Annotated in this window: 21 protein-coding genes; 13 read left to right on the top strand and 8 right to left on the bottom strand. The window is 29.1% G+C overall.

Features of this window, described 5'->3' with window-relative positions; genetic code table 11:
* Positions 1 to 78 precede the first annotated feature (78 nt).
* Both ACY2RW_RS03925 and ACY2RW_RS03920 read left to right on the top strand, forming a co-directional pair.
* Positions 79 to 441 (top strand): DUF1573 domain-containing protein, encoded by a 363-nt coding sequence (locus ACY2RW_RS03925; RefSeq protein ID WP_490121394.1) that lies wholly within the window; start codon positions 79 to 81, stop codon positions 439 to 441.
* 1 nt (position 442) lies between these two features.
* Positions 443 to 847: a DUF1573 domain-containing protein gene (locus tag ACY2RW_RS03920; protein WP_490121393.1), complete on the top strand. Its 405-nt coding sequence runs from the start codon at positions 443 to 445 to the stop codon at positions 845 to 847.
* Here ACY2RW_RS03920 and ACY2RW_RS03915 read toward each other — a convergent pair.
* Positions 844 to 2,079, bottom strand: coding sequence for a retropepsin-like aspartic protease (locus ACY2RW_RS03915; RefSeq protein ID WP_490121392.1), 1,236 nt, complete (start codon positions 2,077 to 2,079; stop codon positions 844 to 846). The genes ACY2RW_RS03920 and ACY2RW_RS03915 overlap by 4 nt on opposite strands.
* Before the next feature lie 252 nt (positions 2,080 to 2,331).
* Between ACY2RW_RS03915 and ACY2RW_RS03910 the strand changes: the two genes are divergently transcribed.
* A complete protein-coding gene (locus ACY2RW_RS03910; RefSeq protein WP_490121391.1) occupies positions 2,332 to 3,522 on the top strand; it encodes a pyridoxal phosphate-dependent aminotransferase in 1,191 nt (396 codons plus the stop codon).
* The gene (murB, locus tag ACY2RW_RS03905) at positions 3,523 to 4,554 is read left to right on the top strand and encodes a UDP-N-acetylmuramate dehydrogenase (RefSeq protein WP_490121390.1); all 1,032 of its coding nucleotides are present in this window, start codon (positions 3,523 to 3,525) and stop codon (positions 4,552 to 4,554) included.
* A gap of 143 nt (positions 4,555 to 4,697) precedes the next feature.
* Here murB and ACY2RW_RS03900 read toward each other — a convergent pair whose 3' ends face one another.
* Genes ACY2RW_RS03900 through ACY2RW_RS03890 form a run of 3 tightly spaced genes read right to left on the bottom strand, consistent with a single transcriptional unit; the run spans position 4,698 to position 6,700 of the window.
* Positions 4,698 to 5,357, bottom strand: a complete 660-nt coding sequence (locus tag ACY2RW_RS03900) for an SCO family protein (RefSeq protein WP_490121389.1) — start codon at positions 5,355 to 5,357, stop codon at positions 4,698 to 4,700.
* Positions 5,344 to 5,949 carry a toxin-antitoxin system YwqK family antitoxin gene (locus ACY2RW_RS03895; RefSeq protein WP_490121388.1) on the bottom strand — a complete coding sequence of 202 codons (606 nt, stop codon included), beginning with the start codon at positions 5,947 to 5,949 and terminating at the stop codon, positions 5,344 to 5,346. The genes ACY2RW_RS03900 and ACY2RW_RS03895 overlap by 14 nt, the downstream gene beginning before the upstream one ends.
* The gene (locus tag ACY2RW_RS03890) at positions 5,936 to 6,700 is read right to left on the bottom strand and encodes a YHYH protein (protein WP_490121387.1); all 765 of its coding nucleotides are present in this window, start codon (positions 6,698 to 6,700) and stop codon (positions 5,936 to 5,938) included. Before ACY2RW_RS03890 ends, ACY2RW_RS03895 begins: the two co-directional genes overlap by 14 nt.
* Positions 6,701 to 6,871: 171 nt before the next feature.
* Here ACY2RW_RS03890 and ACY2RW_RS03885 point away from each other — a divergent pair, with 171 nt between their 5' ends.
* Genes ACY2RW_RS03885 through lipA form a run of 6 tightly spaced genes read left to right on the top strand, consistent with a single transcriptional unit; the run spans position 6,872 to position 11,143 of the window.
* Positions 6,872 to 7,075, top strand: coding sequence for a membrane or secreted protein (locus ACY2RW_RS03885; RefSeq protein ID WP_490121386.1), 204 nt, complete (start codon positions 6,872 to 6,874; stop codon positions 7,073 to 7,075).
* Positions 7,076 to 7,091: 16 nt separating this feature from the next.
* Complete coding sequence (locus ACY2RW_RS03880) at positions 7,092 to 8,201, top strand: glycosyltransferase (RefSeq protein ID WP_490121385.1); 1,110 nt, start codon at positions 7,092 to 7,094, stop codon at positions 8,199 to 8,201.
* The gene (locus ACY2RW_RS03875) at positions 8,192 to 8,755 is read left to right on the top strand and encodes an RNA polymerase sigma factor (RefSeq protein ID WP_490121384.1); all 564 of its coding nucleotides are present in this window, start codon (positions 8,192 to 8,194) and stop codon (positions 8,753 to 8,755) included. Before ACY2RW_RS03880 ends, ACY2RW_RS03875 begins: the two co-directional genes overlap by 10 nt.
* A 1-nt stretch (position 8,756) precedes the next feature.
* Positions 8,757 to 9,977, top strand: coding sequence for an Nramp family divalent metal transporter (locus ACY2RW_RS03870; RefSeq protein WP_490121383.1), 1,221 nt, complete (start codon positions 8,757 to 8,759; stop codon positions 9,975 to 9,977).
* A gap of 45 nt (positions 9,978 to 10,022) precedes the next feature.
* Positions 10,023 to 10,214 carry a hypothetical protein gene (locus ACY2RW_RS03865; RefSeq protein ID WP_490121382.1) on the top strand — a complete coding sequence of 64 codons (192 nt, stop codon included), beginning with the start codon at positions 10,023 to 10,025 and terminating at the stop codon, positions 10,212 to 10,214.
* Between the two features lie 53 nt (positions 10,215 to 10,267).
* Positions 10,268 to 11,143 (top strand): lipoyl synthase, encoded by an 876-nt coding sequence (gene lipA / locus ACY2RW_RS03860; RefSeq protein WP_490121381.1) that lies wholly within the window; start codon positions 10,268 to 10,270, stop codon positions 11,141 to 11,143.
* A 175-nt stretch (positions 11,144 to 11,318) separates the two neighbouring features.
* On the opposite strand, the gene ACY2RW_RS03855 is transcribed toward lipA, so the two are convergent.
* Positions 11,319 to 12,593 carry a dipeptidase gene (locus ACY2RW_RS03855; protein WP_490121380.1) on the bottom strand — a complete coding sequence of 425 codons (1,275 nt, stop codon included), beginning with the start codon at positions 12,591 to 12,593 and terminating at the stop codon, positions 11,319 to 11,321.
* Between the two features lie 295 nt (positions 12,594 to 12,888).
* Positions 12,889 to 14,196 carry a sulfatase-like hydrolase/transferase gene (locus ACY2RW_RS03850; protein ID WP_490121379.1) on the bottom strand — a complete coding sequence of 436 codons (1,308 nt, stop codon included), beginning with the start codon at positions 14,194 to 14,196 and terminating at the stop codon, positions 12,889 to 12,891.
* A gap of 120 nt (positions 14,197 to 14,316) precedes the next feature.
* Here ACY2RW_RS03850 and ACY2RW_RS03845 point away from each other — a divergent pair, with 120 nt between their 5' ends.
* Genes ACY2RW_RS03845 through ACY2RW_RS03835 form a run of 3 tightly spaced genes read left to right on the top strand, consistent with a single transcriptional unit; the run spans position 14,317 to position 15,874 of the window.
* The gene (locus ACY2RW_RS03845) at positions 14,317 to 14,997 is read left to right on the top strand and encodes a tetratricopeptide repeat protein (protein ID WP_490121378.1); all 681 of its coding nucleotides are present in this window, start codon (positions 14,317 to 14,319) and stop codon (positions 14,995 to 14,997) included.
* On the top strand, positions 14,997 to 15,533 hold the full coding sequence (locus tag ACY2RW_RS03840) for a YfiT family bacillithiol transferase (protein ID WP_490121377.1): 537 nt from the start codon (positions 14,997 to 14,999) through the stop codon (positions 15,531 to 15,533). The genes ACY2RW_RS03845 and ACY2RW_RS03840 overlap by 1 nt, the downstream gene beginning before the upstream one ends.
* Positions 15,534 to 15,535: 2 nt before the next feature.
* Positions 15,536 to 15,874 (top strand): tRNA-binding protein, encoded by a 339-nt coding sequence (locus tag ACY2RW_RS03835; protein WP_490121376.1) that lies wholly within the window; start codon positions 15,536 to 15,538, stop codon positions 15,872 to 15,874.
* A gap of 145 nt (positions 15,875 to 16,019) precedes the next feature.
* Here the strand turns inward: ACY2RW_RS03835 and ACY2RW_RS03830 are convergent, their stop codons facing one another.
* Together ACY2RW_RS03830 and ACY2RW_RS03825 are read right to left on the bottom strand one after the other, a co-directional pair.
* Complete coding sequence (locus tag ACY2RW_RS03830) at positions 16,020 to 16,178, bottom strand: YqaE/Pmp3 family membrane protein (RefSeq protein WP_076686390.1); 159 nt, start codon at positions 16,176 to 16,178, stop codon at positions 16,020 to 16,022.
* Between the two features lie 58 nt (positions 16,179 to 16,236).
* Positions 16,237 to 17,892 carry an arylsulfatase gene (locus tag ACY2RW_RS03825; RefSeq protein ID WP_490121375.1) on the bottom strand — a complete coding sequence of 552 codons (1,656 nt, stop codon included), beginning with the start codon at positions 17,890 to 17,892 and terminating at the stop codon, positions 16,237 to 16,239.
* Positions 17,893 to 18,056 lie beyond the last annotated feature (164 nt).

Raw genomic sequence — 18,056 nt, 5'->3', positions numbered from 1 at the left:
GCAAAAATACAATTCTCTTTTTTCTAGAGAAAATTAGACGTTGATTATTTTATCATTTTAAAATTGTAAATTTGTAATATGCAAAAAGCATCTGTCTTTATTATAGTATTCTTCTTTTCTATTGCAATTTCTGCACAAGAATTTAAATTTGAAAAAGAAACTATTAACTATGGTAAAATTAAAAAAGGTGATGATGGAAATCGTCTTTTTAAGTTTACAAATATTGGAAATGCGCCATTAATTATAAAAGAAATTAAAACCTCTTGCGATTGTACAGTTCCTAAAAAACCTGAAAGACCTATAATGCCTGGAGAAAAAGCAACAATAACTGTGTCTTATGATACTTCTAAAACTGGCGGTTTTTCAAAAGAAATTATTATTTTTTCGAATGCAAAAAATAAAAGAAAAAAAATTAAAATTAAAGGATATATCAGCAAATAAAATGAAAACGCTATTTACTTTACTATTTATAGGAATTGTTCACTTTTCTTTATCAGCTCAAGAGTTTAAATTTGAAAAAGAAACTATTAACTATGGTAAAATTGCTAAAGGTGATAATGGAGAACGCACTTTTGTATTTACAAATATTGGCGATAAACCATTAATTATAAAAAATATTCAGTCTTCTTGTGGTTGTACTGTGCCTAAAAAGCCAGAAAAACCTATTATGCCTGGAGAAAAAGGTGAGATTAAAGTTTCTTATGATACAAAAAGGCCAGGAGGTTTTTCTAAGTCTATTACTATTTTTTCCAACGCTAAAAACCCAAGGAAAGTAATTAAAATTAAAGGTTTTGTAGATCGTGGAATTTCTTTATTAAAAGAAAAAAGTTTGCTCTCTGATAGTTAAATTTTCTTTTCTAGCTTAAAAGTAAATTTCATTTTTTTTCCATTTCTATCTATGTAGAGTTTTATTTTTTTTCCGTCTTTTTCTTGGAATCTATAAATTATATCTGCCAAAGTAAAGTTATGAATAGCTTTACCATTTAAACTTATAATTTTATCATTTACTTTTAATCCTGCTTTATCTGCAGAAGAATTTTTAACCACTCTCTTAATTTTATAAGAGGGTTTAAATCTATATTTATAACTTGAAACAAATGATATGGTATTGTTATCACTTAAACTTTGGTTATAATCACTATTAAAACTTTGTGTTATTTTTTCTCTTACAATTTCTTTACCACTGTAAACAACATCTAAACCACTCATGTTGTAATTAAACCGTTTTTTAAAAGATCCGTTTTTCTTAAAAGTTATTTTTTTATTTGGATAATCTATCCAAACTAAAAATCTACTTAAAATACCCCCACCAATACTACCATTTCTACCTTTAAATTTCCTTGCATTTGTTGTGGATGTAGAGTCTAAAAAAGAAACTGTAGGCTGCTTAATTTCAAAATTACCTAAGATAAATTTAGGGATTCTGCTTCTGTTTCCATAAATAGTTCCACTTAAACCTTCACCTAAAATATCATTAAAATAATTTATGGGGGTTTTTATCTCTTTTTTAGATTTTTCGAACAACCACAATGCATCACTACCACCACTATCTATTAGCATGTTAACATCTGTAACTGTATTATTTACAGTGTCTAAAACTGCTTTTGCTTTTATAAAAGGTTTGTTTTGAAAAAAACTTAATGGTGTTGTAAAACATTTTTTACATTTCCTATAAGTGTAGTATTTGGGGTTGTAAAAAATTAACCTTTTAGTTTGATAATTTACCTTTACAATAAAATTTTTAAACACACTATATCCAATAATTCCGTGAATTGTTCTACCCATTTTACCAGATAAGTCAAAAAAGTCTTTTAAAACAACATAAATAGTTTCGTTTTTGTTTAGTAAACCTTTTAATTGAATCCTATTTTTTTTTGAGATAATAGCATTTACAGACTCTCCTTTTCCTAAACCTCTAAGTTGTATATTCTTGGTATTTAAAAGTTGTAAACTATCGTTCTTTTCTAAATTAAAAAGTATGGTTTTATTTACTCCAGTATCTAAAATAAAAGAAAGTTTTTTTCCATTAATTTCTAAAGGTATCACAATTAGGTTATTTACTTTTTGAAACTTAACCATTTGCTTCTTTTTAGAAGCGTCTAAAAAATTAAAACCTGATTGAGAGTAGGTTGTCAAGCAGACAAAAAATAGAAAAAAATATAATAATGGTTTAAAAATCAAAAGAAAAAATTTATTTAGTATGAAGATACAAATCTAACTTTTTATACAATTAATTTTAGCAAATATTTAACCTTTAAAGTTTCTACAATAAAATGTGATAAATAAAATATATTTTGCAAATTTGTATCGCTAAATACTTAAAATATTATTATGCCTTCAATATCTAAAAAGGGAATTCAAATGCCTTCATCACCAATTCGTAAATTGGTACCTTTTGCTGAGGATGCAAAAAAAAGAGGAACCAAAGTGTATCATTTAAATATTGGGCAACCAGATATAAAAACACCACAAGTTGCTCTAGATGCTGTAAAAAATAATACAATAAAGACTTTGGCTTATGCTCGTTCTGAAGGTGCTGAAGAGTATAGAGAAAAACTTGCAAACTATTATAAACAACATAATATAAATGTTTCTGCTAACAACATTGTAGTAACTACAGGTGGTTCTGAAGCTTTATTATTTACTATTGGTAGCATTACAGATCCTGGTGATGAAATTATAATTCCTGAGCCTTTTTATGCAAATTATAACGGATTTTCTACTGCTTCTGGAGTTAAAGTTGTTCCTGTAATTTCTAAAATTGAAGATAATTTTGCACTTCCAAAAATTGAAGATTTTGAGCAACTTATCACTAAAAAAACCAAAGCAATTTTAATTTGTAATCCTGGAAATCCAACAGGATATTTATACTCTAAAGAGGAAATTGAAAAATTAAAAAAAATTGTTTTAAAACACGATTTATTTTTAATTGCAGATGAAGTTTATCGTGAGTTTACTTATGATGGTTTGCAACACACTTCTGTTTTGTCTTTAGAAGGTTTAGACCAAAATGCCATTGTTATTGATTCTGTATCAAAAAGATATAGTATGTGTGGAGCAAGAATTGGTTGTATTGCTTCTAAAAACGAAGAGTTTATAAATACTACAATTAAATTTGCACAAGCAAGATTAAGCCCACCTACGTATGCATTAATTGCAAGCGAAGCTGCTTTAGAAACACCACAAAGTTATTTTGATGATGTAAAAGAAGAATATGTAGAAAGAAGAAATACTTTAATTACTGAACTACAAAAAATTGATGGTGTAAAAGTTGCCAATCCAAAAGGTGCATTTTACTGTGTGGCTGAACTACCTGTTAAAGATTCTGATGATTTTGCACAATGGATATTAGAAAAATTTCATCATCATAATGAAACTGTAATGGTTGCACCTGCAAGCGGATTTTATTCTACAGAAGGAGAAGGTAAAAACCAAATAAGAATGGCCTATGTTTTAAATAAACAAGACTTAATTAAGTCTGTAGAAATTTTAGCAGAAGCTTTGAAACAGTATCCCAATTAGTTGAACATCCAACAAAACATATCACTTAAAAACTACAATACTTTTAGTATTGATGTGCTTGCAAAACGTTTTGTTTCTGTTGATTCTGTATATCAATTACAACAACTTTTAAAAACAGAAAAAGAACTTTTTTTAATTTCTGGCGGAAGCAATATGTTGCTTACTAAAGATATTGAAAAACTTGTCGTTCATATTGATATCAAAGGAATTTCTATTGATAGAGAAAATCATAATGATATTTACTTAACTGTAAATGCTGGCGAAAATTGGCATGAATTTGTTTTGTGGTGTATTGCTCAAAATTATGGTGGATTAGAAAATTTATCACTAATTCCTGGAAATGTTGGTACTTGCCCAATACAGAATATTGGTGCTTATGGAGTTGAAGTAAAAGATACAATTACAAAAGTGGAAGCCATTGAAATTGAAACTGGTAAAAGAGTTACTTTTTCAAATTCTGAATGTAGTTTCGGATATCGAAATTCAATTTTTAAAAATGAAGTAAAAGACAAATACATTATTACTTCTGTAAGTTTTCAACTAACAAAAAACAGCCATAATTTAAATACTTCTTATGGTGCCATTGAAACTGAATTAGCATCTAAAAACATCAAAAATCCGAGCTTAAAAGATATTTCTGATGCAGTAATTGCCATTAGAAAGTCAAAATTACCAGATCCAAAAGAAATTGGTAATAGTGGTAGTTTTTTTAAAAACCCTGTAATTTTAAAAGAACAGTTTTTAGAACTTCAAAAAAAATATCCAAATATCCCATTTTACGAAATAAAACCTTTGGACTGCGTTCAAGGAAACATTACCTACAAAATTCCTGCTGGTTGGTTAATAGAACAAAGTGGTTATAAAGGAAAACGTTTTGGTGATGCTGGTGTGCATAAAAAGCAAGCTTTGGTTTTGGTAAATTATGGAAACGCTTCTGGTGAAGAAATCTACCTATTAGCGAAAAAAATTCAAAAAACGATTTTAAAAAAATTTCGTATTTCTTTAGAAATTGAAGTAAATGTGATTGTATAAAAAGGAGGCTGTCTTAAAAGTATTAAAGTTTGTCATTTCAACTGTAATGGAGAAATCTTATTTATTCAAAATCAATTACATAGATTTTAGACAAAGCCTGTCTTGAGCGAAGACGAAAGGCTTAAATAACAGCTAAATTAACTTTAAATTTCTTTTTGTAGAGATTTTATATCAATAATTAATTGAGCAATTGAAGCTCTATTTAACCCATTATAAATACCTCTAATATGTTTTTTCTTATCAATTAAAACAAAATTCTCTGTGTGTAAAAAATCATCAATCCCCAATGGTTCTCCTAAGTTTTCTTCTACAAAATAAGATTGTCTTCCTAAATCATAAATTTCTTTTCTATCTCCTGTAACTAAATGCCATTTTGCATCAATAATTCCATTTTCTACAGCATATTCTTTTAATTTAGAAACTGAATCTTTTACAGGTGTAACAGAATGCGAAAGCAATAAAACATTAGTATCATTTTTAAATTCTTCTTGCAATTTATACATATTTGCTGTCATCATTGGGCAAATTCCTGGGCAAGAGGTAAAGAAAAAATCTGCTATATATATTTTATTTTCAAAAGTTTTTTGAGTTACTTTTTCTCCATTTTGATTTATTAAATTAAAATCTGGAATTTTATGAAAACTTTTAAGTTCATCACTTTTAGGATGAACCCATTTTGGAGTAAAAGAGGCTTCATTAAAATAAGGTAAAGCGTCTACTCTACTTGTTTCTTCTTTTTTTGCTGAATTTTTACAGCTTAAAAAAAGAAAAATAAATCCTAACAAAAAACTATTTACTTTCATATTGAACTTGTTCTTTTTTTAATTTATAACATAAATTTGCACGATTCATACCAAAAATACGTCCATTTTTTGCTTCGTAATTTACATAGATTGTTCCATTTGCTAACCAAGCCTGTTGTAATCCTTTTTCTTTACCTTCACTTAAATTTTTCTTTTTTGCCAACTGACCATCAATATACCAAGTTTTTTGAAGTCCATGTCTTTTACCATTCACGTAATTAGATTCAGAGAAAATGTTTCCGTTTTTAAAATAATTCAATTTTACACCATGCAACTTATTGTTAACGTAGTTTGCTTCATATTTTACAGAACCATCTTTAAAATATTTAAAGGCTTTGCCCTCTCTTTTCCCATTAAAAAAACCTATTTTTTCTGATAGAACTTGGTTTTCGTAATAATTAACAGCAAATCCATTAAATGGTTTACCCTTATAAAACCACTGCCCTTTTAAAGGATTTAGTTTCACTTCCTCTTTTATTATACTTATATCATGTATCTTTTTTTCAGAAGCTATAAACTTACTTTTGGCAGTATTATTACAACTACCAAAAACAAGTAAAAAAAATAAAAAAATATAATTAATTAATCGCATTCGGAGTTCCTTTATATGGTCCTGCAAAGACAATGTACCTGCCTGTATTTGAGTATAATTCGTTAATAATATGATAATGATATTCAGCTGTTGTTGTATGTTGTGTTGTACTTGTATGTCCTCCTGAAGCATCTAAATCTGTTGGATAAGTGCCAGTAGAATTACATTTTCTTCCATAAATAAAAAATCCGTCAGAAATAATACCATTTAATTTGTCATCATCATCAGAAAAAGCTAAAGGTTCTAAATGATAATGGTAATTTGAAGGTCCAATATGACCTCCTGAATAATCTAAACTTCCTGCAGCTGCATCTAACTGTCCATTACCTTCTTGATCGTTATAAATATAAGCACCACTTACTGCAATACCAATAGCTCCTAATTGAGTATTAGATGTAGAACTTGCTACACTTGGGTTTGCAGAAACTGTTAAAGAAGAAGAATTATCTCTTCCAGAAGTATCAATTCTAGTTGGTGTCATTTGCCCAGAACTTGTTACTGTAGGAGCTACATATAATGGATGGCTTGTGCTCCAATATGGAGTTGTATGATTTGGTAATCCAGTAGTTTCTATTACTACATTACTTCCAGATAGATAAATATCTGTTTCTGTTGCATCAAATTCTGCAAAAGCATTGTGCAATGTTCCTGTAGTTGGTTCTTCTTCTTCATTAGATGATGAACTGCATCCGTAAAACACTCCTGAAGCAATAAATAAAATTGCTAAATTTCTAATTAATTGATTTTTCATTTTATAAGTTTATTAATTTACATTTAATTTGACCCGAGAAAAACGAAATAGTTTTAAAAAAAAATATATTATTTAAAATTGCTTAAAAATTATAGAACACACTTTAATATTATTACTAGTTTTTTTAAGTTGACAATTAGAATATGTATCTTTGTGTTATAATTGTTTTTTATGAAGTTATTACTACTTACTTTAGGTTTATTAGCTCTTGGAGTTGCTGGAATTGCGATAAAAATTTGGGCAAAAAAAGATGGTAAATTTGCAGGAACTTGCGCAAGTCAGAACCCTATGTTAAATGAAACTGGAGAGTCTTGTGGTTTTTGTGGAAAAACACCAGATCAATTTGATTCTTGTGCAGAACCTCAACATAAATAATATTTTCTTTTAAAAAATGATATTATCTGTGCTTTTCTACGCTTTTGTAGTATTTACAGTAATTCAGATTATTTACTACCTTGTTTTTTCTACTTTTTTACTTGAAAATCAAAAAGATAAAAGACTAAAAAAAGCTACAGGAACTCCTATTTCTGTAATTATTTGTGCCAAAAATGAAGCTAAAAATCTAAAGAATTTCTTACCCTCAATCATCAATCAGAAATATACTGATTTTGAGATAGTTTTGATAAATGATGCTTCTTCTGATGCAACTCTAGAAGTAATGGAGTCTTTTAAAAAAGATCATCAGAACATTAAAATTATAGATGTAGAAAATATTGAAGCTTTTTGGGGAAATAAAAAATATGCACTTACTTTAGGAATTAAAGCTGCAAACCACGAGCATTTACTGTTTACAGATGCAGATTGCAAACCACTTTCTAAGTATTGGATTGCAGAAATGAGTCAAAAATTTACCAAAGAAAAAACCATAGTTTTAGGTTATGGAAAATACAAGCAAGAAAAATCGCTTGTTAATTTATTTGTTAGATTTGAAACTTTACTAACTGCTATTCAATATTTTAGTTATGCCAAAATGGGTGCTCCATACATGGCAGTTGGTCGAAATTTAGCTTACCAAAAAGAAGAGTTTTTTAATGTAAAAGGTTTTATAAACCATATACATATTAAATCTGGTGATGATGATTTGTTTATACAAGATGCTGCAAATAAAGAAAATACAACTATTTGTACTTCTGAAAAAAGTTTTACTGAATCTTTAGCACCAAAATCATTTACAGCTTGGTTTCGCCAAAAAAGAAGACATATTTCTACAGCAAATCATTATAAAACTCAGCATCAGTTCTTTTTAGGTTTATTCTTTATCTCTAAAGTGTTTTTTTATCTTTTGGGAACTTTACTATTTTTCTTTGAGTCTTGGAAAATTATTTTACCACTATTTCTAACCTATTATTTGATTCAGTTTATTGTTATTGGCTTTTCAGCAAAAAAATTAAAAGAACCACAAATCTCTTATTTCCTTCCTTTTTTAGAAATTGGGCTACTACTATTTCAGTTTTCAATTTTTATTACTAATTTGTGGTCAAAACCAAATCATTGGAAATAAACAATAAAAACCTCGAAATACAGATTTCTAAAGCCAAAAATGGCAATCAATCTGCATTTAGATATTTGTTAGATACTTTTTGGGGAGACGTTTATAATTATCAATTAAAACGTACAAAAAGCGAAAATGATGCTGAGGATATTTCCATTCAAACATTTTCTAAAGCTTTTGATAAAATTAATTCTTATGAAGATAAATACGTTTTTAAGACTTGGTTAATTACCATTTCTAAAAATGTTCATATTGATTTATTACGTAAAAAAAAGGTTTCTATTGCTACAGATACTTCTAAAGAACAAGAAGAAAAAGCCTATTTAGTGGTTGATGAAAGTCCTACTCCAGAAGACAAAATTATTACAGAACAAAATTTAGCAAAACTGTTAAGAGATATTAAACAGTTAAAACCTAAATACCAAGAAGTCATTCAGTTGCGTTACTTCCAAGAATTGAGTTACAAAGAAATTTCTGATCAAATAAAAGAACCAATGAATAACGTAAAAGTAAAATTGTTACGTGCTAAAAAGTTGTTGGCAGAAATTATTAAGAGGTCTTAAAATGAAAAAATCCTTTTTACAATCTATAGGTCCAGGTTTACTATTTGCAGGAGCAGCAATTGGGGTTTCGCATTTGGTACAGTCTACAAAAGCTGGTGCAGAATTTGGTTTTGGTTTGTTATGGGCTTTATTATTGGTACATCTTTTTAAATATCCTTTTTTTCAATTTGGCCCACGTTATGCAACTGCAACTGGAGAAACTTTATTAGATGGATATCGAAAATTAGGGAAAGGCGTTTTAATCGCTTATTATATCATTAATTTTGCGACCATGTTTACCATTCAAGCAGCTGTAACTATTGTAACTGCTGGGCTGGCTTCACAATTATTTGGTTTTACAAATGATTTGGTTTTATGGGCCACTATTTTACTTTTTGTTAGTTTGCTTTTTTTGGTTGTCGGAAAATATAAGTTATTAGATAACTTAATGAAATACATTATTGTAATCTTAACAATTAGCACCATAATTGCAGTTTTAGTCGCACTTTTTAGTACAAAAGAAGCTTTTGATGTCACACAAATTTTACCATCTGGAACTGTAGAAATTACTTTTTTAATTGCTTTTTTAGGTTGGATGCCTGCTCCTCTAGATGTTTCGATCTGGCATTCTATTTGGTCTGTAGAAAAAGACAAAACAACAGTTGTAAAAACCAAACCAAAAGATGCTATTTTCGATTTTAATATTGGATACATAGGAACACTTTTTTTAGGAATTTGTTTTGTGCTTTTAGGTGCTTTGGTGATGTACAAATCTGGAGAAACATTCTCAAATAAAGGAGGTGTTTTTGCACAACAACTTATTAATTTATATACCAAAAATTTAGGTGAATTTTCATATATATTTATTACTATTGCTGCATTTACAACAATGTTTAGTACAACTATTACAACTATGGATGCTTCACCAAGAGCCATGAATAGAACTACAAAAATCTTATTGAATAAAGAATTAAAATTTGGATACTGGTTTTGGATACTTTTTTTATTCGCAGGTACTTTTTTAATTTTAAAATATTTTTTGGATAATATGGGATTGTTGGTAAAAATTGCAACAATTTTATCTTTTTTAACAGCTCCTTTTTACGCAATTTTAAATTATAAACTCATCACTGGAAAACATACTCCAAAAGAACATCAACCAGGAATTTATTTAAGAATTTTAAGTGTAGTTGGAATTGTGTTTTTAATTGGATTTAGTATTTGGTTTTTAACTGTTGCCTAATTTTAAAAAAAATAAAGATTATTTTAATATATTAAAATCACATAAATGTTTACAAATCAAATTCAAGCATCAGGAAAAGATAACTTTCAATCTATATTATTAAAAAAATTAGAGTATGAAAAGAAAGAAATTCTTGCTTCAAAAAATTTATCAGAAGAAGAGAAGAAAGCTAAAATAACTTCCATAGAAAAAACTTATCGTTGGAAAAGAAAACTGGCAGAATACTGTAACTTTTAACTTTTCTTTTCTGTTTTTTACTTCGTATCTTTGCACTTTAATAAAGAACGTAAATGGCTGTAGACTCTGTTATTCTTCCTGAAAGACCTAAAAAACCCAAATGGTTGCGTGTAAAATTACCTGTTGGTAAAAAATATACAGAACTAAGAGGTTTGGTAGATAAGTATAAATTAAACACTATTTGTACAAGTGGAAGTTGCCCAAATATGGGTGAATGTTGGGGAGAAGGAACTGCTACATTTATGATTCTTGGAAACATTTGTACACGTTCTTGTGGTTTTTGTGGTGTAAAAACTGGAAGACCAGAAACTGTAGAATGGGATGAGCCAGAAAAAGTGGCACGTTCTATAAAAATTATGAGCATAAAACATGCTGTAATTACCTCTGTAGATAGAGACGATTTAAAAGATGGTGGTTCTATAATTTGGGCAGAAACTGTGGATGCCATTCGTAGAGCAAACCCAACTACAACCTTAGAAACTTTAATACCAGATTTTCAAGGAAACACCAAACAAATAGACAGAATTATAGAAGTGCATCCAGAAGTAGTTTCTCATAATATGGAAACTGTTAGAAGATTAACTCGTGAAGTTAGAATTCAAGCAAAATATGATAGAAGTTTAGGGGTTTTAAAATACTTAAAAGAAAACGGAATGCGAACCAAAACTGGTTTGATGCTAGGTTTGGGTGAAACCGAAGAAGAAGTGATACAAACCATGAAAGATTTACGTGAAGTAAATTGTGATATTATTACGATTGGTCAATACTTACAACCTACTAAACAACATTTACCTGTAAAAGAGTTTATCACTCCAGACCAATTTAAAAAATATGAAACCATAGGTTTGGAAATGGGTTTTATGTATGTAGAAAGTGGTGCTTTAGTTCGTTCTTCTTATAAAGCGCATAAGCATGCTCAAGATTTGTAAAAATTTTGTTAAAAAAATTAAAAATATAAATTCAAATATTTTTTGGCACACTGATTGCTAAATATAATTTGAAGAGACGTAGTAAACCTCTTCATTGTGTAAATTATTTGAATTAGTTAGTTAAAAAAACCATCTCTTGTGAGATGGTTTTTTAGTTTCTAAAACTTTATTTCTTTTATGATTTAGATTGAATTTCTTGTGCAATTTTTTCAACTTCATCTAAAACACGTAATAAATTACCATTCCATAGTTGAGCAATTTGCGTTTCTGTATATCCTCTTTTTACCAATTCTTTAGTAACATTTAAGGTTTCAGAAGCATCATTCCAACCTTCTACTCCTCCTCCTCCATCAAAATCAGAACTTATTCCTACATGATTAATCCCTATTTTTTTTATCAAATAATCTATGTGATCCACAAAATCAGCAACATTTACAGGTGCTACATCTGCAACTAAGGTTTTAGCTTTTTTTTGTAATTTTCTGTAAGAAGAAATATAAGCATCTCTATCATTTTGTTCTAACTCTCTTACTTCTGCCCAAGATTTTATTACTAAACTATCTTTTTTTGCTAATTCTTTTATTTTTTCTGACAAAGCTTTATTGTAAGCATTATGTTTTTCTGTATTTACATAAGAGCTAAAAGCGACTGTTTGTACAACTCCACCATTTTCTTTCATCCATTGTAATTGCTCATCATCTAAATTTCTACTATGATTACATAATGCTCTTGCAGAAGAATGTGAAGCTATAATTGGTGCTTTAGAAAGTGCTATCATATCTTTCATGGCTTTTTTTGATGGATGAGAAACATCAATCATTATCCCCCATTTGTTCATTTCTTTAATGACTTCTTTTCCTAAATCACTTACTCCATTATGCAACCAAACGTTATCTTTTTCTCCTGTATTAGAATCACAAAACTGACTATGTCCATTATGAGAAAGACTCATATATCTTGCTCCTAAATCGTAAAACTGTTTTACTCTAGAAATATCTGTTCCTAAAGGATATGCATTTTCTACCCCAATCATTGCTACTTTTTTTCCTGATGCATATATTTTTCTTGCTTCTTCAGAAGTAACAGCCAAACCAATTCTATTGGGAGCAATATCTTTTGTAAGTTTATGAATAGCCTTAAACTTGCTCATTGCGTTTTTATACGCTTTGTCATAACCTTCTTCTGTTAAATCTCCTTGACCTGTGTATACAATAAAAAAGGCGACATCTAAACCACCTTCTTCCATATTTGGTAAATTAACTTGGTTGCTTAATTTTTGTGTATAATTAATACTATCTGTAAAATTGGCAACATTAATATCTACATGCGTATCTAAAGTCATTACTTTTTCATGAATACGCTTTGCTTTGGTGTTTAAATCTTCTATTTGTTTGGTTTCTTTACAAGACACTACTACCAATGTAATTGCAAGAAGTTTAATATATTTCATAATTAAGGTTGATTAGATTTTGCATAAAGATAAGATTATTTGAAAACTAAAAAAACCTCTTTAATCCGAAAATTAAGAATAAAATTGTTTTAATTGAGCCTTGATTGAATTTTTATAATCCGCTCAAAGCAGGCTTAATTTTTAAGCTCTTTTTGAGAGCCTGAACTAAATTTATCTCAAGAAAAAGCAAGTTTAAAAAGTAGGAAATAACTTCAAAAATATAATTTAAAAAGTTTTCTCCACAAGAGTTAGAGTGATTATCTAAACCTATAAAAAAGGGAAAATCGCAAATTTATTAATTACGAATACTATTTGCTTCTGTAATTAAAGCTGCTTTATTTGCAATAGCTTCAGCAGATAAAGTCGTGCCTATTAAATTTGATTTTTCGTATGCATCTGTTGATAATTTGTACAACTCTTCTGAACCATTATCAAATTTTATGTATTTGTAATTTGCATTTCTAATGGTATATGCATCTTCTTTTTCTGAATAAACATAATCTCTTTTTGTAGCATTTGCATCCGTTAGCAAGTTATAAAAACTCTTACTGTTATGAATTTCTGTGTTAGAAATTCCGACTATATTTCCAATTGTGCTGTATAAATCAGTAGCATTAATCAATGCAGCTTCTCTAACTCCCATTCTGTTTACTCCAACTCCAGAAACTACCATTGGCACATTAACTCCTCCTTGATACAAGCTGTTTTTAACTGTTCTTCTGTTGTAAGGAGATTGGGCCACTTGATTTGGGGCTCCATTATCACCAATAAAAATAATGATTGTATTTGCTCTTATTTCTGTTGGTAAACTATTTAGTAATCTACCCATTTCTGAATCTAAAGCCTCTAAAGCAGATATGTAATATGGCAAAGGATTTGCATCTATTGTAGCAGCATCATTAGCTAAATTTCCTTGAAAATGTAAACTGGATGGAGCTAAATGAAAAGGTGTATGAGGTGCAGTATATGCCATCCATAAGAAAAACGGTTTTGTCTGCGTATCAACCCAAGCTATAGCATCATTGGTTAGTTTTGTTGTAATATATTCAGTGGAATTTGTCGTTGTTCCATTAGTAATTAAATCCCAATTGTAGTAATCTTGTACACCTCCACTTTTAATTCCTGCAAAATGATCAACTCCCATTGTTAAAGCATCATTGGTATTATTCGTTAAATGCCATTTCCCAAAAATTGCACTTGCATACCCATTATTTGTATTGTCTGAAATGTATTTTTGTAAAGAGGTTTGCGAAGTAGGCATTTGATCATTAACCTTAACAACTCCATTTTTAATTCCATATTTACCAGTAATTATAGAGGCTCTTGTTGGAGAACACACAGAGTAAGTCCAAACATTATCAAAGGTAATCCCAGCACTCATTAAAGACTGTAAATTTGGCATATTTGCTTTTGTACTTCCTTCTGAATAATTTGGTATAGCATCTTTGCTTACATCATCTGCAATGATTAAAATAATGTTAGGTTTACTAGCACTTGTTGGAGTATTTACTGTATCTATATCGTCTTCTATGCTTACAGAAGGAGAACTACAGTTAAAGAACAAAACACAAAGAAAAGGAATTACAAATGAGGATAATTTCATAAAATCTAATTTAATCTTTGACCTTAGTATTTAAGAATAGTTTAAATTCAACTAATTTTTTTGTAACAAAACCCATAAATTAGTCGTCTAAAATAGAGAATCAATTTTATCCAACCTATTATGAAAAAATTTCTATATCCTTTATTTCTACTTTTATTATTAGCTAGTTGTACATCGCAAAAAAACACTGAGGACTTTATTAAAAATACAGAAGGCAGGTATTTATTCAATGCCAATGAAGTGATAGAAATCTATTACAAAGATGCTATTTTACACGCAAAATGGAGAGGAAATGATGATATAGAATTGCTAAAAGTGAATGACAGTTCTTTTTACATGAAAGAGTTGAATGAAAAAATGATGTTTGTTAGCAAACCAGAAATGCACATTCAATTAGCTCCAAAAAGAGAGCATAAAGATGTAAAATATCATTTTAGAAAATTAGAAAAAGGAGAAAAAACGCCAATTGAATATTTTAATAATAAAGATTTTGATAAAGCCTTGGCTGCCTACCAAAAAATTCAGCAAAAAGACTCTTTAAATCCAGTAGTTAAAGAAAGAAATATTAATAGAATGGGTTACAGATACATTAGAAATGACGATTTTGATTCAGCCATAGAAATTTTTAAAATAAATGCTGTTTTATATCCAAAAAGTTCAAATGTTTTTAATAGTTTAGGAGAAGCTTACTATTTAAAGAAAGATACTGTAAATGCCATTGCTAATTTTAAAAAATCGTTAGCAATTAATCCAGAAAACAGAAGTTCTAAACGTTTTATAAAAAAAATTACTAAAAAATAATGACTTTAGAGGAATTAAAATACCCCATTGGAAAAGCTACTATTCCAGAAAATATTACTAAAAAAGATATTGAACAATGGATTTCTGTTTTAGAACGATTTCCGCAAGAATTGGAGTATTTAGTAAGAGAATTGTCTGAAAATCAATTAGACACACCTTACAGAGAAAATGGTTGGACAATTAGACAAGTAATTCACCACTGTTATGATAGCCATCATAATTCTTACACTCGTTTTAAATGGGCTTTAACTGAAGATAAACCTGTAATTAAAGCATATTATGAAGAACGTTGGGCAGAATTACACGATTCTAAATCTGCGCCAATTTTTTTATCTATTGATGCCTTAAAAGCTCTCCACTCTAAATGGGTGTATTTTTTAAGAGGTTTATCTGATGAACAATTAGATAAAACTTTTATTCATCCTGATGGAAATGAGAAAGTGAGTTTAAAAGAAAATATTGGAATTTACGAATGGCATTGTCAACATCATTATGCACATATTGAACAGTTAATGATAAGAAAAGGTTGGAAATAAATATGAAACCAGAAATAACTTTTGACGACTTTTTGAAAGTTGATATAAGAATAGGAACAATCATAGAAGTAAACGATTTTCCGAAAGCTAGAAAACCAGCCTATCAATTAACTATAGATTTTGGCGATTTAGGAATAAAAAAATCGAGTGCTCAAATCACAGATTTATATACAAAAGAAGAGTTGCTTCATAAACAAGTTTCTGCTATTATTAACTTTAATCCAAGACAAATTGCAAATTTTAAAAGTGAAGTTTTAGTTTTAGGTGTTTATGATTCTGATGGAAATGTGGTTTTATTACAAGCTTCTGATAAGATTAAGAATGGAGAGCAGGTTAGTTAGAATTTAGCTGTTAGCTGTTAGCTGTTAGCAAAATTGAAAAACTCTAACGAATGTCATTTCGACCTTGTGGAGAAATCTCAACTTTGAAAATTTGAAACTATTACAAACAAAAAAACATTGCTTCTTTACAACTTTGCAAGAAACACTAATTCTTAGGATTATTCAGAATAACTAAAGCTCCTATAACTCCAGGAATCCAGCCACAAAGCGTTAATAAAAAAATAATAAAGAAAGATCCACATCCTTTATCTATAACAGACAGTGGAGGAAATATAATAGCAAATAATACTCTAAAGAAACTCATATACAATTTAGTTGGTTGTATAAATAAGACGATTTATATTTTATTTTGTTACAATACTCTACTTACTTTCTAGTTGTTGTACTTTATCTGGGAAATTAATTTTTTGATACCATCCTCTACCATCTAAAGGAAGTACATTGGTTCTTTTTGCCCAAGCATACCATTTATCATTTAGTTCTCTTACTTTTTCTGGATATTTTGTTGCTAAATTATTCGTTTCAGACCTGTCTTCTTTCAAATTATACAATTCCCAATCTTTATAATAGGGGAATTTTTGCATATTTAAAGAAACTAATTTCCAATTTCCATCACGCATTCCTCTTGCTCCTGTGTGTTCAAAATAAATAGCTCTGTCATGTGTTTTGTCTTCATTAAAAGTAACAACTAAACTTTCTCCTTCCAAAGGAGTAATTTTGTTTTCTTTGTATGTTTTTGGATATTCTGCATCTGCAACTTCTAAAATAGTTGGCATAAAATCAATTACATGCCCCATTTGAGTTTTTAAAGTTCCTTTTTCTTTGATGCCTTTTGGCCAATGAGCAATTAATGGTGTAGAAACACCTCCTTCATGTTCCCATTTTTTATAATTTCTAAAGGGTGTATTGCTCACGTTTGCCCAAGGTTTCCCATAACTTTCAAAAGATTTTTTGGTTCCTAAATCTGCTAATTCTTTACTTTCTCCTCTAGAAATTGGTTGCAAGCAACCTCCATTATCAGAAAGAAAAAGAATTAAGGTATTCTCTAATTGATTGTGTTTTTTTAAGGTTGAAATAATACGTCCAATTCCTTGATCCATACAATCTATTTGAGCTGCGTAAATAGCCATTCTTTTATCCATTTCTATTTTTTCTTCTTCAGAAAGCGAATCCCAATCTGGAATGTCTGCATCTTTTTTAGAAAGTATGGCACTTGCAGGAATAATTCCCAACTTTTTCATTTTATCAAAACGCCTTTTTCGTAAAACATCCCAGCCTTGCATATATTTTCCTTGATACTTTTTGATGTCTTCTGGCTTTGCTTGAATTGGCCAATGTGGAGCAATATGTGCCACATACATAAAAAATGGATTGTCTTTTTCTGCTACATGTTTTTCTATAAAATTAGCAGAAGCATCATTTACAGCATCTGTAAAATAAAAATCTTTTTGGGGCAGAATGTGTGTATTTCCATTATATAGATTATCAGGATTAAAATAATCTGAAGCCCCTTTTAAAATCCCAAAAAAACCATCAAAACCTCTTTGTAAAGGCCAATTATGGTTTGGGTTATCTTGGGCACTTTCATCATCTTTATTTACATGCCATTTTCCAGAAATATAGGTAGAATAACCAGCATTTTGCAATGCTTCTCCAATGGTTACACAATTCTTATTTAATTCTGCTGTGTATCCAGGTTTCCCTAAATCAACTTTTGTCATCCAACCCAAACCTGTTTGATGTGGATACAAACCTGTTAATAAAGAAGCTCTTGTTGGACAGCATCTAGATGTATTATAAAATTGTGTATATCTAATTCCGTTATTTGCCAAAGCATCTAAATTAGGTGTTTCAATTTCACTTCCATAACTTCCAATATCTGAATACCCCATGTCATCTGCAAGAATTACAATAACATTTGGTCTTGTTTCTAATATTTTTTCTTGATTTTTCTTACAAGAATTTAAAGTGATAAAAGTACCTACAAATAAAATAAATGACAGTTTGTTCAATTTCATAAAATAGTTGGTTGATAAGAAACATTTCTTTATCCAAAGATAATAAGGAAAACGAATAAATAAGTTTGATAATAATTATTTGATGGGATAGAAATTGTCAGAAGTTAGATTTTAAAGTAAAACATAAAGTTTGTTGTGCTATAAAACCTCTCACAAAACTTTAG

This window comes from Polaribacter sp. 2305UL8-11 (assembly GCF_058147165.1).
Note: the sequence above shows the minus strand (reverse complement) of the source record. Positions and strands in the feature narration are given on the sequence as shown.

Coding starts and splice junctions, on each gene's coding strand:
- ACY2RW_RS03925 (WP_490121394.1), top strand. CDS start 79: ATGCAAAAAGCATCTGTCTTTATTATAGTATTCTTCTTTTCTATTGCA.
- ACY2RW_RS03920 (WP_490121393.1), top strand. CDS start 443: ATGAAAACGCTATTTACTTTACTATTTATAGGAATTGTTCACTTTTCT.
- ACY2RW_RS03915 (WP_490121392.1), bottom strand. CDS start 2,079: ATGGTTAAGTTTCAAAAAGTAAATAACCTAATTGTGATACCTTTAGAA.
- ACY2RW_RS03910 (WP_490121391.1), top strand. CDS start 2,332: ATGCCTTCAATATCTAAAAAGGGAATTCAAATGCCTTCATCACCAATT.
- ACY2RW_RS03900 (WP_490121389.1), bottom strand. CDS start 5,357: ATGAAAGTAAATAGTTTTTTGTTAGGATTTATTTTTCTTTTTTTAAGC.
- ACY2RW_RS03895 (WP_490121388.1), bottom strand. CDS start 5,949: ATGCGATTAATTAATTATATTTTTTTATTTTTTTTACTTGTTTTTGGT.
- ACY2RW_RS03890 (WP_490121387.1), bottom strand. CDS start 6,700: ATGAAAAATCAATTAATTAGAAATTTAGCAATTTTATTTATTGCTTCA.
- ACY2RW_RS03885 (WP_490121386.1), top strand. CDS start 6,872: ATGAAGTTATTACTACTTACTTTAGGTTTATTAGCTCTTGGAGTTGCT.
- ACY2RW_RS03880 (WP_490121385.1), top strand. CDS start 7,092: ATGATATTATCTGTGCTTTTCTACGCTTTTGTAGTATTTACAGTAATT.
- ACY2RW_RS03870 (WP_490121383.1), top strand. CDS start 8,757: ATGAAAAAATCCTTTTTACAATCTATAGGTCCAGGTTTACTATTTGCA.
- ACY2RW_RS03865 (WP_490121382.1), top strand. CDS start 10,023: ATGTTTACAAATCAAATTCAAGCATCAGGAAAAGATAACTTTCAATCT.
- lipA (WP_490121381.1), top strand. CDS start 10,268: ATGGCTGTAGACTCTGTTATTCTTCCTGAAAGACCTAAAAAACCCAAA.
- ACY2RW_RS03855 (WP_490121380.1), bottom strand. CDS start 12,593: ATGAAATATATTAAACTTCTTGCAATTACATTGGTAGTAGTGTCTTGT.
- ACY2RW_RS03850 (WP_490121379.1), bottom strand. CDS start 14,196: ATGAAATTATCCTCATTTGTAATTCCTTTTCTTTGTGTTTTGTTCTTT.
- ACY2RW_RS03845 (WP_490121378.1), top strand. CDS start 14,317: ATGAAAAAATTTCTATATCCTTTATTTCTACTTTTATTATTAGCTAGT.
- ACY2RW_RS03840 (WP_490121377.1), top strand. CDS start 14,997: ATGACTTTAGAGGAATTAAAATACCCCATTGGAAAAGCTACTATTCCA.
- ACY2RW_RS03835 (WP_490121376.1), top strand. CDS start 15,536: ATGAAACCAGAAATAACTTTTGACGACTTTTTGAAAGTTGATATAAGA.
- ACY2RW_RS03830 (WP_076686390.1), bottom strand. CDS start 16,178: ATGAGTTTCTTTAGAGTATTATTTGCTATTATATTTCCTCCACTGTCT.
- ACY2RW_RS03825 (WP_490121375.1), bottom strand. CDS start 17,892: ATGAAATTGAACAAACTGTCATTTATTTTATTTGTAGGTACTTTTATC.